This is a genomic window from Pseudomonas eucalypticola (assembly GCF_013374995.1).
In the GTDB taxonomy this organism is placed as follows: Bacteria; Pseudomonadota; Gammaproteobacteria; order Pseudomonadales; family Pseudomonadaceae; genus Aquipseudomonas; species Aquipseudomonas eucalypticola.
Genome location: NZ_CP056030.1, coordinates 5,298,960 through 5,313,107, shown reverse-complemented (window position 1 = coordinate 5,313,107; position 14,148 = coordinate 5,298,960). Strand labels below are relative to the sequence as shown.

Sequence of the window (14,148 nt, the reverse complement as noted above, 5' to 3'; positions counted from 1 at the left end):
CTGAAGTCGAGGCGGCTATTTCAGCGCATCCGGGAGCTGCAGGGACCTGGCAGATCTACCAGTACCCAAGTGTGTGCATCCACGCTGGCAGGCTTGGATCAAGTGGCGATGGCACCCAGATATCGCCTAACGGTCACTTCCGGTGCGTATCCAGTGGTAACCAGGATCTTACTGTCATCCTGCACATTGATATTTTTAAGCATTTCGCCGACGCGGCCCACGAAGCCTGTGCCGTTGAACGATGGATCAGGCTCGCCGGTTGGCTTCAGGCGGTACAACACCCCAAAGCGGCTTGAGGTATTGCCGCCGATCACCAGCAGGTTATCGAGCCTGACCTGCACATCAAGCAACATCAAGGGTTCGAACTGAGGCTTCAGTCGCAGCGGATCGCCGTTGTTAAAGGTCGCGTTGGGTTGACCCTCGCCGTCGAGGGCAACTACCAGGCCTTCACTTCCTGTGTAACCAACGCCCACCACTCCCCCATTAGCCTGCAGGGCCAGGCCCCGCAGCCGTCCCGGGGTCGGGCTGACATGAGTACCGTCGACGCCAAAGGTGCGGTCCACCAGGCCATCAGGTGTGTAGGCAGAAAAATAAGGGTTATCCCCTGCGGTGCCTGCCACGACGATGTGTCCATTGGGTTTCACGACCAGCCCGCGAACATCGGTGGGCAAGTTTTCTACTGTGAATTGCACAAAACCGTTGTCAGCAAAACCACTGTCCAGCTCGCCCGTGTCCGTGATCTTTATCAGGAGGCCTTGATTGCGGTAAACGCCAAAGCCCAGATAGCTAAAGACGACGCTACCATCCTCTGCCCAGTGAAGCTGCGATCCCGCCCCCGCGGGGCTATCCACAACGGATAGCGCCTGTAGGGTGGGCGCGGTCGATCGGCCTTCCAGCAGCCGATAAACTCGTCCACCCCCGTCGCCGAAGCTGGTGTCACGCGCACCATTTTGATGAAATCGCGCCGCTGCGGGGTGACCTTGTTCGGACGTGCTGCCATGACTGCCTATGACCAAAATCTTATCTTGCGACACCGCCAGGCCTGAAGGTACCTGACTTATGTTCTCCGGGCCGAAGCTGCCGTCAGCGACGCCTCCCTGACCAAATGTCACATCCGGCGTGCCATCAGGGTTCAGGCGCGTGAGGCGAAAGCCGCCCTGCGCCTGGCCCGCGACCAGGATTCGGTCATGCGTGTCTCGTGTGATAGCCTCGGCGTAGTCAATGGCCAGCGTTGTTATCCCGGCATTGCCGAAGCCAACGTCCAGTTGGCCTGCTGCTCGGGGTGCAGGATCATGTGGGTGTAAAGTCATCTTGATTGTCTCCCATGCCCTGCGTGCTGCAGGGGGTCGTCGCCATTAGGTCACAGCCCCGGCATTGGCGAACCTGGCAGAGTTGACAGTCCCCAAGGGTTACAGAGCATCGGATAATGAAAAAGCCCCGACGCTCGCGCGCCAGGGCTTGTGTTGAAACGCCGATCGTCAATCAGACCAGTGGATCACCGACATGCAGGATCTTCATGCCGTTGGTGCCACCAATGGTGTGGTAGCTGTCGCCCTTGGTCAGGATCACCCAGTCACCTTGCTCGACCACGCCCAGCTTCAGCAACTCGTCCACGGCGGCCTGGCTGACCTTGTCGGCCGGCAGCGAAGCCGGGTCGAAGGCAACCGGCACCACGCCACGGAACATGGCGGCGCGGGCCTGGGTTTCGCGGTGCGGGGAGAACGCGAAGATCGGCACCGAGGAACGCAGGCGCGACATGATCAGCGGGGTGTAGCCGCTTTCCGTCAGCGCGATGATCGCCTTCACGCCCGGGAAATGGTTCGCGGTGTACATCGCCGCCAACGCGATGCTTTCGTCGCAACGCTCGAACTGGGTGTGCAGGCGGTGGCTGGACTTCATGCTCATCGGGTGCTTTTCAGCGCCCTTGCAGATGCGGTCCATGGCCTGCACGGCCTCGATCGGGTAGGCGCCGGCGGCGCTTTCGGCCGAAAGCATCACCGCGTCGGTGTAGTCCAGCACGGCGTTGGCCACGTCGGATACTTCGGCACGGGTAGGCATCGGATTCTGGATCATCGACTCCATCATCTGGGTCGCCACGATCACCGCCTTGTTGTTGCGGCGGGCGTGCTGGATGATCTTCTTCTGGATGGCGATCAGCTCGGCGTCGCCGATTTCCACGCCCAGGTCACCACGGGCGACCATGACGGCGTCGCTGGCGCGGATCAGACCGTCCAGGGTTTCGTCGTCGGCCACGGCTTCGGCGCGTTCGATCTTGGCCACCAGCCAGGCGGTGCCGCCGGACTCGTCGCGCAGGCGACGGGCGTATTCCATGTCCGACGCATCGCGCGGGAAGGACACGGCCAGGTAGTCCAGGTCCATTTCCGCGGCCAGCTTGATGTCGGCCTTGTCTTTCTCGGTCAGGGCCGGGGCGGTCAGGCCGCCACCGCGGCGGTTGATGCCCTTGTGGTCCGACAGCGGGCCACCGATCAGTACCGAGCAGTGCAGCGAGTCGGCGGTGGCGGTTTCCACGCGCATGACCACGCGGCCGTCGTCGAGCAACAGCTCGTCGCCGACACCGCAGTCCTTGACCAGGTCGGGGTAGTCGATACCGACGATGTCCTGGTTGCCTTCGGTCAGCGGGTGGCTGGTGGAGAAGGTGAAGGCATCACCGACTTTCAGCTCGATCCGCTTGTTGGCGAATTTGGCGATACGGATCTTGGGACCTTGCAGGTCGCCCAACAGCGCGACATGGCGGCCTTGCTTGGCGGCGATCTCGCGAATCAGGCGGGCGCGAGCCTTGTGCTCGTCCGGTGTGCCGTGGGAGAAGTTCAGGCGGGCAACGTCCAGACCGGCCTTGATCAATTGTTCGATCACTTCCGGCGAGTTGCTGGCAGGGCCCAGGGTAGCAACGATTTTGGTACGGCGAACGGTCATGCATTGACTCCTTTATTGAAGCGCAGCGAAAGGCTACTCCTCTAACGGGCTGTAGTCATTGTTCCTCTGCACTACCTTGAGGGGCTGGCGCTGGGCGATACTCAAGTGTGGACGTGCGTCGGTTGCCACTGAAGAATTCTGACGCCTGGTCGATAACCCGCTCAGGACAGGAGATACCCATGCGAATCCTCATCGTTTTAGCCCTGGCGGCCAGTGTCGTCGGTTGTACCCGCTGGTCCATGGACCACCACCTGAACGAAGCCTACCGGCAATATAACTACGGCAACTGTGACAAGGTGATGCTGGAGTTGTCCCAGGTCGATCGCACCAGCCGCACCCGCCAGTATGTGCAGCCCGAGGTGTCGATGTTGCGCGGGCAGTGCCTGGAGCGGCAGAACCTGTTCCTGGATGCCGGCCTGACCTATGAATTCATCATTGCCCAGTACCCTTACAGTGAATACGCCTACCGTGCTCGCGCGCGCCTGGACACCTTGCAGCAGCTCGGCCATTACCGCAGCAGCGCCGCCGCCCAGCCCATGCCTGCCGCTCGGTAAGCGCGGGGCACCCAGGCGGCCGGGCCGCTATTCGTCGGCTGCCCTCACGGTTGGTCGTTCTTCACTTTGAGCTGGGCCGCGTGGGTGCGACCATGGGCGATGAACTATTGACCGCGAAGGGAACATGTTTACCGAACGCCGCATCGAGCGTCACCAACTGCCGTGTTATCTGAAAGTCTTCAACCGTTATACGGGTCAGCCCATCGGATTCCTGGGCAATGTCGACGAAGAAGGAATGATGCTCATCAGCAACTTGCCATTGCTGGTCGGCCCGGATTTCGAGCTGCAGATCAAACTTCCCGACCAGGTCATCAACCTGAGCGCCGCCTGCCTGTGGTGCCAAGAAGACGTGACGCCGGGGCATTACGACTCCGGTTTTCAGCTGCTGCATGCCAATGCCGAATACGAGCAGCTGGTGGTCGCGCTGCGGGACTACCTCAGCTTCCCGATGAATGAGTCGGCCTGATCCGACTCGCGCCGGGCCCGCTTCAGGGCTGGCGTTCAAAGCGTGCCTGCTTTTTTCCAGCTCAGATAGCGGGTTACCAGTTGTGCGCCCAATTCCCCTGGCCTTGCATCCAGCACAGGCACACCATGGGCGCTCAAACGCTCGTGCCGTTGCGCGCGGGCGTTAAGGTAGTCGATGGTGCCGCAGTAGCCGAGAGCTTGCTGCCAGGTTTGCACCGGGTTGTGGCGCAGTTCATCGAGCACCTCTTCACGCAGACTGGCGATCAGCACTCGGTGCCGACGGCTGATGCGCTTGATCGCTCCCAGCAGTTGGTCGTCATCCTCATCACGCAGGTTGGTCACCAGCACCACCAGCGCGCGGCGGTTCTGGCGCGCCAGCAAGTGTTCGGCCGCCGCGGCGTAATCCGCGGGGCGCTGGCTGCTTTCCAGGTCGTAGACGGCATTGAGCAGAACGTTCAGTTGGGCCGGGCCTTTCACTGGCGGAAGGTAGCGGGTCTGGTTGCTGGCGAAAGTCGCCAACCCCACCGCATCACCCTGGCGCAGCGCCACATAGCTGAGCAGCAGGCAGGCATTGAGGGCATGGTCCAGGTGGGCCAGGTCACCATCCTGGCTGCGCATGCTGCGGCCACAGTCGAGCAGGAAGATGATCTGCTGGTCGCGCTCTTCCTGGTATTCCCGCGTGATCGGCATGCGTTGCCGGGCCGTGGCTTTCCAGTCGATCTGGCGCAGGCTGTCGCCCTCGCGAAACTCGCGCAACTGGTTGAATTCCAGCCCCTGGCCGCGACGCGGGCGCTGGCGCACGCCCATCTGGCTCAGCCAGCTGTCCACTGCCAGCAGGCGCGCGCCGTAGAGCCGGGCGAAGTCGGGGTAAACCCGCGTGCTGTCCTGCAACGCACTGAAGCGGCGTTGCCGCCATAACCCCATGGGGCTGGGCAGCAGCCATTCCAGTTGCTGCCATTGAAAGAGGCCACGGCGCAGCGGGCGCAGGCGGTAGCCCAGTTGGCTGTCCAGGCCCGGTTGCAGTTCGATGCGTTGTGGCAGGTCATCAAAGCCCAGGCCGTCGGGTACATGGTCGAACAGTTGCAGGTCCAGCGGGCGAGGGTAGGGGTGGCTGATGTCCAGGCGTACCTCACTCCAGCGTCCTAGCGGCAGGCTGCCGGGCACATGGCGACGTACCTGCGGAGACGGCAGGCGGCAGACACCCCAGGCATCGAGGATGCCGAGCAGTACCAAGGCCAGCAACATGCCCCAGGCAATGGCGTGCAGGGCCTGCGGCAGCGCCATACCCCAGGCGTCGGCGCTGCCCAGCAGCAGGTTGGCAGCCAACAGGCCGCCGAGCCAGCCCAGCATCAGCCGCGACGGTTTGATCACAGGCGCGGTGCCGGAACCTGGTCCAGTACCTGGCGCAACACCTGGTCCACGGACAGCCCTTCGATATCCAGCTCCGGCGCCAGCCGCACCCGGTGGCGCAGCACGGCCAAGGCGCAGCCCTTGATGTCATCGGGCACCACGAACTCGCCACCGCGCAGCAACGCCCGGGCCCGACCACCGCGCACCAGGGCGATGGATGCCCGTGGCCCGGCGCCTATCGACAGGCCCGGCCAGGTGCGGGTCGCCCGGGCCAGGCGCACAGCGTAGTCCAGTACCTGGTCGTCGGCGGGCAAATCGCCGGCAATACGCTGCAGGGCCACCACGTCCTTGGCCTGCAACAGCGTGCGCAGGGGTTGCACGTCGAGCATGTCGGCGCGTACCGAGCGGCTGACCTGGCGCACCATCTCCAGTTCCTGTTCAGCCTCGGGGTAGTCCAGCCGCAGCTTGAGCATGAAACGGTCCAGTTCGGCCTCGGGCAGCGGGTAGGTGCCTTCCTGTTCCAGCGGGTTCTGGGTCGCCAGTACCATGAACGGCTGGGCGATGGGCAACGCGCGCCCCTCCAGGGTGACCTGGCGTTCCTGCATGGCTTCCAGCAGTGCCGCCTGCGTCTTGGCGGGGGCGCGGTTGATCTCGTCGGCCAGCAGCAGGTGAGTGAACAGCGGGCCCTTGCGCAGCTTGAACTGTTCGGTCTGCATGTCGTAGACCGCGTGCCCGGTGACATCGCTGGGCATCAGGTCGGGGGTGAACTGGATGCGCGTGAATTCGCCCCCGAAGCAGCGTGCCAGCGCCCGCACCAGCAAGGTCTTGCCCAGCCCGGGCACGCCTTCGAGCAACACATGGCCACCGGCAAGCAGGGCGGTGAGCACGTCCTCGATCACCGCCGTCTGGCCGATCACCGCCTTGCCCAGTTCGGTGCGCAGGGCCTGGGCCAGCAGGCTGGCGCGGTGGCGTTGCTGCGCCAGGTGCTCGGGCGTCTGGCCGGGCGACGGCGCGGTGGTTGCGGCGGGTTCGTCGGGCACTTCGTGGGTCGGGTCGCTCATAGGGCATTCCTGAGAGTTTGCAGGTGGGCTACCTGGCGGCTGAATTCGGCGGCACCCAGGCGTTGTTTCAGCGGTGGGCGCAGGGCCTGGCCGATAGCGGCGGTGGGCTGGCGGGTCAGGCGCGAGAGCACCTGCCATTGCTCGGCGACCGCCAGGCGTTCGAAGCCGGGATGGCGGCGCCGGGCGCGGCGCAGAATGTCTTGTTGCAGGCCGCGCAGCAGGGTGGCCTGGCCGGCATTGCGCAACAGGAAAGCGGCGGTGGCGCGCAGGTGCTCGCGCAGTTGACGACGTGCCAGGGCGGGCGGTGCTTGCAGGGGGCCATGGCGCACGGCCAGGTGCCATACGCCGAGGGCCAGCAACAGAGCCAGGCTGACCAGGGCTTGTGGGTAATGGCGCCACAACAACGTGGCCAGGCTGTCGCGGTCGGGTCGCCACACCAGGCTGACGTCGGTGCCCTGGTTCAGGTACCACAGCAGCCAGGCGTTGTCATAACGGCCAATGGCAGGGGTGGTCCACAGGTCGGCGTCGGTGACCACGGTGATCAACCCTTCGCCGTATTTGAGCTGCATCAGGTGCGTGGCATTGCTGCTGTTGGCCCAGGATTGAGCCTTGTTGGCCGGGTCTTCAAGGTGGAAGTCCGGGTCAAAGCTGAAATAGGCCGGCGCCGCCTCGTTTTCAAGGTAGAGCCTGGTCAGTTGCGGGTATTTGTCCGGCTGGTCTTCGGGCAATGGCGGCAGGTCCTTGGCCATAAACTGATGCAGTTGCAGGCGGTCGAGCAGCAGGTCGCCGCTCATGGCCTTGTCTTCGTTCCATAATGCCTGGGCCACGAACAGCAGGCGTCCGCCGGCACGCACCCAGGCCAACAGCGCTTCGGTCTGGCGCGCACTCACTGTCTGGCGGTCGCCGAGCAGCAGCAGGCTGTGACCCTGCGGCGGCAGCTGCGCGAGGCTCTCCAGGCCATTGACGGTGTCGACCTTCAGGTCGCGGTGGCGCAGGAATATCTGCGCGGCCAGCCATGGGTTGCCCCGCGCTTCTGGGGAGGGGCCATGGTCGATCACTTCGTCATAAGGATGCAGGTGGCGTGCGATGTAAAGGCCAGCGGCGGCCACGACAAGCACGAGCACGAGGCCGATCAGCCACTGGCCAACACGGTTCATGGCCGAGCCCCCGGGGCGTCGAACAGACTGCGCCAGTCGTTGCACAGTTGCATGGCCAACGCCTGGGCCGGCAGCTGGTGGCCGTAGGCAAGGGCTTGCCAATGGCGCGTGAGCACTTGGCTGAAGGCTTCCAGCGCCGGGTCGTGCAGCGCCGCGACCTTGGCCAGTACCTGGCCTTCGGTGTCCGATTCCTGCAAGGGCAGGCGGTAATCATTCAGCAACCGGCTGAGCAGCCCCCGGTAAAGCAGGCCCAGGGCTTCGCGCGGGTTGCTGGCCCAGAGCCGCAGGGCATGGCCGGCGATATCGTCGGGCAGGCTGTCGGCACCGACCGCCAGGCCCCACAACTGCGCCGGCGCATCGGGCCGGTAGGCGGGTGTCCGGGCACGGCGGTTGACGAAGGTGCGCAGCCAACTGCGGTAGCGCCAGACCACCAGGGCGATCAAGGCCAGTGCCGCGCCCCACAGGAGTGCCTCCATGGCCTGGGCAAGCGCCTTGAGCCAGGGTTGTTCCAGCAGCGCGGCGAGCTTAGCTGGCTTGGCGGCTGTGTCGTCGGGTTGGTCCAGGCGCCAGCGGCGCAGGGTTTCCTTGTTGCTGAAGGGCGGCTGCCCAAGAATGGCCTTTATGTCGTGGCGCGAGGCCTGGCTGGTCAGTGGCTGATGTATCAGGCGCGGGGTGTCGAAGGGTGAGGCAGCCTCGGCGGCCTTGCTGTGCGGCGCCAGGCCGGCCAGCCCGAGCGCCACCACCAGAACCAGCGGCGCGGCGCCCGTCAGGCGCTGGCGCAGGCTGCGCAGCACCAGTTCCAGGTCCCAGGCTTCCAGTTCGGTACGGCGGTTCAGGTACAGGGTAAAGCCGCACGCCACATAGATAGGCTCCCAGAACACCAGTACCAGGGCATAGAAGGCGTTGGTGAGGTGTTCGACCCACAACCACTGGCCATTGGCGGCTTCAATCAGGCGACGCCAGCTCCAGTCCACCTCCAGCTGGTGCGGCACCATCAGGTAGAACAGAGTCATGGCCCCGATCCACAGGGCGCCTTCCAGGTGCATACCCGCCAAGGTCAGCCAGCGCGCGGTGCTGCCGCTGCCTTGGCGTAGCAAGGCCAGACGCCGCTGGCGCTCGGGCCCGGCCAGGCCCTCCAGCTGTTGCACGGGCAGGTTGAAGCTGCGGCTCAGGCTCAACCGCCGCCACAGCAAGCTGGGCAGCAGTTGTGGCCGCAGCAGCCTGGGCCAGTGGCGCAGGGCCTGAGCCAGGCTCGGCGGTTCGTCGAACACCGCTTGAGCGAGGATATACAGCGTCAGGCGCTCGAAGGCCGGCTTCAGCCACCAGAACAGAAACATCGCCAGGGAGGGTGAGCGCCAGCATAGCCATGTCAGCAGGGCGAACACCGGCAGGCTCACCGCTGCCCAACTGAGCGTCAGCAGGCGCTGGTGCCGGCGCGCCAGCAGCACCCCCAGGTCCAGCGCTTCCCAGGGCGATCGGGGGCGAATGGCAATACTGGCTTCAGTCAGGCGCATGCTGGCGCCCGACGAATATCAGATAGGCCGCTACCAGCGCCCACAGCGCGCCGCCCACCAGGTACTTGGCCTGGGGGCTGAACGCGGTCTTGGACGACCAGTAGGCTTCGATGAACGCGGCAATCAGCAGCATGGCAATGACCCCGTACACGAACTGGATGGCGATGTTCGCCGCTTCGCGCAGGGCCTGGCCACGGCTCAGCCGGCCGGGCGCCACCAAGGCCCAGCCCAGCTTGAGGCCAGCGGCACCGGACAGGGCAATGGCGGTCAGCTCGAAGGCACCGTGGCCGATGACGAAGGGCCAGAAGGTCTGCACATAGCCAATCTCGGTCAGATGGCCCGCCACGGCGCCGATCATCAACCCGTTGAACAGCAGGAAGAACAGGCTGCCTACCCCTAGCAGCAGGCCGCTGGCGAAGGTCTGGAAGGCGATGCCGATATTGTTCATGATGTAGTAGCCGAACATCATCCAGTCCTGGCTCGCCAGGCGTTCACCGCCCGGCCCCAGGCGGCTCTGGTCGGGGTCGTACATGGCCTCGGTCTGCGCCACTTGTTGCGGGTCCATGATGCTGTAGACCAGGTCGGGAAAGCTGTACACCAGCAGGCCCGTGAGCAACAGGCTGCCAAACAGCAACAGGCCGGCCAGCGCCACGAACCGCCATTGCTCACGCACCAGCCGAGGAAAGCCGGCGAGCACGAAGACCAGTATGCTGGCGCCTACCGCCTGGCGCCGCCGGTACAGTTGCTGATGCCCGCGCAGGGCCAACTGTTGCAGGCTGTCCACCAGGTGGCTGCTGTAGCCCCGGGCTTGAGCCAGGGCAAGGTGCTGGCACAGGCGTCGGTAGTCGTGGGCGAAGGTTTCGCTGGCCTCGGGGCGCGACTTGCCGTTTTCCAGCAGCACCAACAGGTGCTCGAACGACAGCCACTGGGCTTGATGCAGGCGTTCGAACTGGGCCTGCTTCATGTCGGCCCCAGCAGCCCGCGGGCGATGCCGTTGATGCGCGCCATGGCCATGGCAGGGGTTACCCCGAGTGCGGGTGCGGCGATGCCGGCCAGCTCGGCCACGCGCTCGGCTGACAGTTCGTCCTGGCGTTCGGCCAGGCTCAACAGGGCGCGCTGTTCCACCAGCGTCAGGGCAAAGGGTGGGGTAATGGGTTCGGCCGCTGGCAGCCTTGGGCGCGGGTGCGGCATGTCGCGGTACACCACCAGGGTGCCTGCGGCCAGGTCGCCCAGGCGTTTGAACCCGGGATGTTGCAGGCAACTGATGGCGCCAAGGCAATAACCGAAAGGCAGCATGTCGGCGAAGCGCAGCAGGTTGCGCAACAGCGACGCTGACCAGCCCACCGGGGTGCCGTCGTCGGCCACCACGCGCAGGCCCATGAGCTGTTTGCCGGGGGAACGGCCCTGGTTCAGCACCTCGAACAGCACCATATACCACCAGTTCACCAGAAACAGCAGAATCGCCGCCAGGCCCATACCCAGGCGGCCCAGCCATACCAGCAGCATGAACAGACCGCCCAGCAGCAGCCCACGCAGGCCAAGGTCGATAGCGAAGGCCAGGCTGCGTACCACCAGCCCTGCGGGGCGCAGGTTCAGGTCGATGCCTTCGGGGGTTTCGATCTGGTAGCGGGTGTCCACTGGCGGGACCAGCACTGCATTCCGTCGCGTCGCTGAAATCTGGGGCATGGATGCCTTGGTTGGGGCTGGAAGATAGAAGCGGTCAGCCGATCCTAGCCACCCGGTGGCCTTGAAGCAACCTGACATTAATATAGCGGCTTTCGGCGCGGCTCATTGCTGGTCCTGGCAGGCTACAACGCCTAGACTTTGCCGACTTTGCATACAGGACCACCCCGTGACTTCCAGCATTTTCTGGTACGACTACGAAACCACCGGCATCAACCCGCGCAATGACCGCGCGTTGCAGGTCGCCGGCATTCGTACCGATGCCAACCTCAATGAAATCGAAGCGCCGATCAACCTGTATTGCCAGCCCAGCGACGATATCCTGCCGCACCCCGCAGCCTGCGTCATCACCGGCATCACCCCCCAGCGCCTGGCCGAACGTGGCCTGTGCGAAGCCGAGTTCATGACCCGGGTGAACGCCCAGATGGCGCGGCCCAACACCTGCAGCGCCGGCTACAACACCTTGCGGTTCGACGATGAAGTCACGCGCTACAGCCTGTACCGCAACTTTTTCGACCCCTATGCCCGCGAGTGGCAGGGTGGCAACAGCCGCTGGGACCTGATTGACGTGGTACGCGCTGCCTACGCCCTGCGCCCTGACGGCATTGTCTGGCCCCAGGTGGATGGCCGGGTCAGCATGAAATTGGAGTTGCTGACGGCGGCCAATGGCATTGACCATGGCCAGGCACACGACGCATTGTCGGACGTGCGCGCGACCATTGCCCTTGCGCGGCTGATTCGTGAGCGCCAGCCCAAGTTGTATAACTGGCTATACCAGTCTAGAAGCAAGCAAAAAGTTATGGACCAGATCCGCTTATTGCAACCGCTGGTGCATATCTCCGGGCGCTTTTCCGCCGAGCGCAATTACCTGGGGGTGGTATTGCCGTTGGCCTGGCACCCGCGCAATCGAAATGCGCTGATTGTGTGCGACCTTCATCTCGACCCTCAGGCATTGCTGGACGAAGATGCAGAAGTGTTGCGCCAGCAGCTGTATAGCCGCCGAGACGAGTTGGCCGCTGGAGTGTTACCGGTACCGTTGAAGCTCATTCACGTGAACCGCTGTCCGGTGCTTGCCCCGTTGGGTGTAGTGCGTGACGAGGATCGCCAGCGTTTACAGTTGGACATGAATCTTTATCTGCAGCGTGCCCAGCAGCTGATCGAGGCTCAGCCGCTATGGGAGGATAAATTACCGGCGCTCTACGCCGAAGAGGGGTTTACCGAGGTGGAGGACCCTGAACAACAGTTATACGGTGGCTTTATCGGCGACCGCGACCGTCGATTGTGTGAGCAGGTTCGCACCCTGGACCCACAACAGTTGGCGACGCAGACCTGGATGTTCGATGACGAGCGTTTGCCCGAGTTATTGTTTCGTTACCGTGCACGTAACTTTCCGGATACGTTGAACGCCGAGGAACGGGGCGCCTGGCTGCACTTTTGCCAGCAGCGTTTGACTGACCCGGCCTGGGGCGCGCCGAACACGCTGGCGGGCTTCGCAGAGGCGTTGCAGCCCTGGCAGGCCAATGCGACGGCCGCGCAACTGCAGGTACTGGCGCAGTGGCAGGGCTATGTCCAGCAGTTGCGCGAGCGGCTGGGTTTATAAACCAGCGGTGCAGGCATAAAAAAACACCGGCATCACGCCGGCGTTTTTCTTGATGGGTTGAAACGGCCGCGGCCGATCAATTAGCCCAGCAGAGTTGCCCAGCCTTCAACCTCGCTGCCGCCCCACTTGGCTTTCCACTCTTTCAGGGTCTTGTGGTTGCCACCTTTGGTTTCGATGACTTCACCGTTGTGCGGGTTTTTGTACTGCTTAACTTTACGAGCACGCTTGGTGCCGGTGGTTTTTACTGCAGCGCCGCGTGGGGCTTTGTTCAGCTTGGCTTCAGGGTCCAGCAGCGCAATGATATCACGCAGGGATTTCTGGTATTCACCCATCAGGGCGCGCAGTTTGCCTTCGAATTCCAGCTCGGTTTGCAGTTTGTCGTCTTGCGACAGGTTCTTCAAACGCGCTTGCAGTTCTTTGATGGCTTCTTCTGTGGCGCGGTATTCGTTGATCAGGGACATGTGCGGGACCTTATGAATGCGGTGTGTCAGGGATACAGTTGACTCAATAATAGTCATAGCGGTTGTTCAAGTAAACATTAAACCGCCTTCCTCCGAGCAAATGACGTTAATTTAATCGAGACGCCCGTTGGCGCTGTTAAGTTTGAACCGTCAGGGCAGTTTCCCTGTCGCGGATAATGCACAGTGGTGCGCAGTAGCCTCCAGTCATTACCCCTGATCAGGGTGGGGATTTGTAACCGGGGGCGGGGCGGGCGCAAGGAATACTGCAGTTTTGCTGAACAACCGCTAGAATAGCGGCCTTTGCGAAGTCTTGGAGTTTTCCCACATGCGCACTTTTCGGCTGGTTATCGCTTGCCCGGACCGCGTTGGCATTGTTGCCAAAGTCAGTCATTTCCTGGCTTCCCATAACGGCTGGATCAATGAGGCCAGTCACCACTCCGATGACCAGAGCGGCTGGTTCTTCATGCGCCATGAAATACGCGCTGACACCCTGCCATTTGGTATCGAGGCATTTCGCGAGGCGTTCGCGCCGATCGCCGAAGAGTTCTCCATGGTGTGGCGTATTACCGACACCGAACAGAAAAAGCGCGTGGTGCTGATGGCCAGTCGCGAGTCCCATTGCCTGGCCGACCTGTTGCACCGCTGGCACAGCGATGAACTGGACTGCGAGATCGCTTGCGTGATCTCCAACCACGACGACCTGCGCAGCATGGTGGAGTGGCACGGCATCCCGTACTTCCACGTACCGGTCGACCCGAAGGACAAGCAACCGGCCTTCGCCGAAGTCTCGCGCCTGGTCGACCAGCATCAGGCTGATGTGGTGGTGCTGGCGCGCTACATGCAGATCCTGCCGCCGCAGATCTGCCAGGCGTACGCCGGCAAGGTCATCAACATCCACCACAGCTTCCTGCCTTCGTTCGTAGGTGCCAAGCCGTACCACCAGGCCTCCATGCGCGGCGTCAAGCTGATCGGTGCCACCTGTCACTACGTCACCGAAGAGCTCGATGCCGGGCCTATCATTGAACAGGATGTGGTGCGCGTGAGCCACAGCGACAGCATCGAAGACATGGTGCGCTTCGGCCGTGACGTGGAAAAAATGGTGTTGGCGCGCGGTTTGCGCTATCACCTGGAAGACCGCGTGCTGGTGCACGGTAACAAGACGGTTGTGTTCAACTGACCCACGGAGCGGCGGGCGATGAGCGATCCACGCGACAAGGCCGCCGCCACCCCGCCGCCCACGGTGGGCGAGGGCTGCCTGAGCCGATATGACCCGCAGGCACTGAGCGACGAGGATGGGACGGATTTTCCCGGGGCTGAGCAGTTGTGGGAAGAAACCCATCCGCAGGAGGGCGACGCTCTGGAATGATGG

The 14,148-nt window shown here is 63.4% G+C and carries 14 protein-coding genes; 5 read left to right on the top strand and 9 right to left on the bottom strand.

The window, feature by feature from the left end; translation table 11 throughout:
* Positions 1–98: 98 nt before the first annotated feature.
* Positions 99–1,310: an NHL repeat-containing protein gene (locus HWQ56_RS23710; protein WP_176571924.1), complete on the bottom strand. Its 1,212-nt coding sequence runs from the start codon at positions 1,308–1,310 to the stop codon at positions 99–101.
* Between the two features lie 172 nt (positions 1,311–1,482).
* Positions 1,483–2,934, bottom strand: coding sequence for a pyruvate kinase (pyk, locus tag HWQ56_RS23705; RefSeq protein ID WP_158157354.1), 1,452 nt, complete (start codon positions 2,932–2,934; stop codon positions 1,483–1,485).
* Positions 2,935–3,113: 179 nt separating this feature from the next.
* Between pyk and HWQ56_RS23700 the strand changes: the two genes are divergently transcribed.
* Positions 3,114–3,488: a tetratricopeptide repeat protein gene (locus HWQ56_RS23700; RefSeq protein WP_158157356.1), complete on the top strand. Its 375-nt coding sequence runs from the start codon at positions 3,114–3,116 to the stop codon at positions 3,486–3,488.
* Between the two features lie 124 nt (positions 3,489–3,612).
* Complete coding sequence (locus HWQ56_RS23695; RefSeq protein WP_176571923.1) at positions 3,613–3,954, top strand: PilZ domain-containing protein; 342 nt, start codon at positions 3,613–3,615, stop codon at positions 3,952–3,954.
* A 35-nt stretch (positions 3,955–3,989) separates the two neighbouring features.
* On the opposite strand, the gene HWQ56_RS23690 is transcribed toward HWQ56_RS23695, so the two are convergent.
* From HWQ56_RS23690 to HWQ56_RS23665, 6 genes are read right to left on the bottom strand one after another with little or no spacing between them, the layout of a single operon-like run.
* On the bottom strand, positions 3,990–5,321 hold the full coding sequence (locus HWQ56_RS23690) for a DUF58 domain-containing protein (RefSeq protein WP_176572475.1): 1,332 nt from the start codon (positions 5,319–5,321) through the stop codon (positions 3,990–3,992).
* Positions 5,321–6,364: an AAA family ATPase gene (locus HWQ56_RS23685; RefSeq protein ID WP_176571922.1), complete on the bottom strand. Its 1,044-nt coding sequence runs from the start codon at positions 6,362–6,364 to the stop codon at positions 5,321–5,323. Before HWQ56_RS23685 ends, HWQ56_RS23690 begins: the two co-directional genes overlap by 1 nt.
* The gene (locus HWQ56_RS23680) at positions 6,361–7,521 is read right to left on the bottom strand and encodes a DUF4350 domain-containing protein (RefSeq protein ID WP_176571921.1); all 1,161 of its coding nucleotides are present in this window, start codon (positions 7,519–7,521) and stop codon (positions 6,361–6,363) included. Before HWQ56_RS23680 ends, HWQ56_RS23685 begins: the two co-directional genes overlap by 4 nt.
* Entirely contained in the window at positions 7,518–9,035 is a 1,518-nt protein-coding gene (locus HWQ56_RS23675) for a DUF4129 domain-containing protein (RefSeq protein ID WP_176571920.1), read from the bottom strand. Before HWQ56_RS23675 ends, HWQ56_RS23680 begins: the two co-directional genes overlap by 4 nt.
* Positions 9,022–9,999 (bottom strand): stage II sporulation protein M, encoded by a 978-nt coding sequence (locus tag HWQ56_RS23670; RefSeq protein WP_158155585.1) that lies wholly within the window; start codon positions 9,997–9,999, stop codon positions 9,022–9,024. Before HWQ56_RS23670 ends, HWQ56_RS23675 begins: the two co-directional genes overlap by 14 nt.
* On the bottom strand, positions 9,996–10,721 hold the full coding sequence (locus HWQ56_RS23665; protein ID WP_176571919.1) for an RDD family protein: 726 nt from the start codon (positions 10,719–10,721) through the stop codon (positions 9,996–9,998). The genes HWQ56_RS23670 and HWQ56_RS23665 overlap by 4 nt, the downstream gene beginning before the upstream one ends.
* 166 nt (positions 10,722–10,887) lie before the next feature.
* Here HWQ56_RS23665 and sbcB point away from each other — a divergent pair, with 166 nt between their 5' ends.
* The gene (gene sbcB / locus HWQ56_RS23660) at positions 10,888–12,318 is read left to right on the top strand and encodes an exodeoxyribonuclease I (RefSeq protein ID WP_158155589.1); all 1,431 of its coding nucleotides are present in this window, start codon (positions 10,888–10,890) and stop codon (positions 12,316–12,318) included.
* 80 nt (positions 12,319–12,398) lie between these two features.
* On the opposite strand, the gene mvaT is transcribed toward sbcB, so the two are convergent.
* Complete coding sequence (mvaT, locus tag HWQ56_RS23655; protein ID WP_158155591.1) at positions 12,399–12,779, bottom strand: histone-like nucleoid-structuring protein MvaT; 381 nt, start codon at positions 12,777–12,779, stop codon at positions 12,399–12,401.
* 325 nt (positions 12,780–13,104) lie between these two features.
* Between mvaT and purU the strand changes: the two genes are divergently transcribed.
* Entirely contained in the window at positions 13,105–13,956 is an 852-nt protein-coding gene (gene purU / locus HWQ56_RS23650) for a formyltetrahydrofolate deformylase (RefSeq protein WP_158155593.1), read from the top strand.
* A gap of 18 nt (positions 13,957–13,974) precedes the next feature.
* Positions 13,975–14,145, top strand: coding sequence for a hypothetical protein (locus HWQ56_RS23645; protein ID WP_176571918.1), 171 nt, complete (start codon positions 13,975–13,977; stop codon positions 14,143–14,145).
* The last annotated feature ends 3 nt before the right edge of the window (positions 14,146–14,148 follow it).

Bases quoted from the DNA above. Each gene is read 5' to 3' on its own strand.
- purU (WP_158155593.1), top strand. From the start codon at position 13,105: ATGCGCACTTTTCGGCTGGTTATCGCTTGCCCGGACCGCGTTGGCATT.
- HWQ56_RS23645 (WP_176571918.1), top strand. From the start codon at position 13,975: ATGAGCGATCCACGCGACAAGGCCGCCGCCACCCCGCCGCCCACGGTG.
- HWQ56_RS23700 (WP_158157356.1), top strand. From the start codon at position 3,114: ATGCGAATCCTCATCGTTTTAGCCCTGGCGGCCAGTGTCGTCGGTTGT.
- HWQ56_RS23665 (WP_176571919.1), bottom strand. From the start codon at position 10,721: ATGCCCCAGATTTCAGCGACGCGACGGAATGCAGTGCTGGTCCCGCCA.
- HWQ56_RS23695 (WP_176571923.1), top strand. From the start codon at position 3,613: ATGTTTACCGAACGCCGCATCGAGCGTCACCAACTGCCGTGTTATCTG.
- HWQ56_RS23680 (WP_176571921.1), bottom strand. From the start codon at position 7,521: ATGAACCGTGTTGGCCAGTGGCTGATCGGCCTCGTGCTCGTGCTTGTC.
- HWQ56_RS23670 (WP_158155585.1), bottom strand. From the start codon at position 9,999: ATGAAGCAGGCCCAGTTCGAACGCCTGCATCAAGCCCAGTGGCTGTCG.
- pyk (WP_158157354.1), bottom strand. From the start codon at position 2,934: ATGACCGTTCGCCGTACCAAAATCGTTGCTACCCTGGGCCCTGCCAGC.
- mvaT (WP_158155591.1), bottom strand. From the start codon at position 12,779: ATGTCCCTGATCAACGAATACCGCGCCACAGAAGAAGCCATCAAAGAA.
- HWQ56_RS23675 (WP_176571920.1), bottom strand. From the start codon at position 9,035: ATGCGCCTGACTGAAGCCAGTATTGCCATTCGCCCCCGATCGCCCTGG.
- HWQ56_RS23685 (WP_176571922.1), bottom strand. From the start codon at position 6,364: ATGAGCGACCCGACCCACGAAGTGCCCGACGAACCCGCCGCAACCACC.
- HWQ56_RS23710 (WP_176571924.1), bottom strand. From the start codon at position 1,310: ATGACTTTACACCCACATGATCCTGCACCCCGAGCAGCAGGCCAACTG.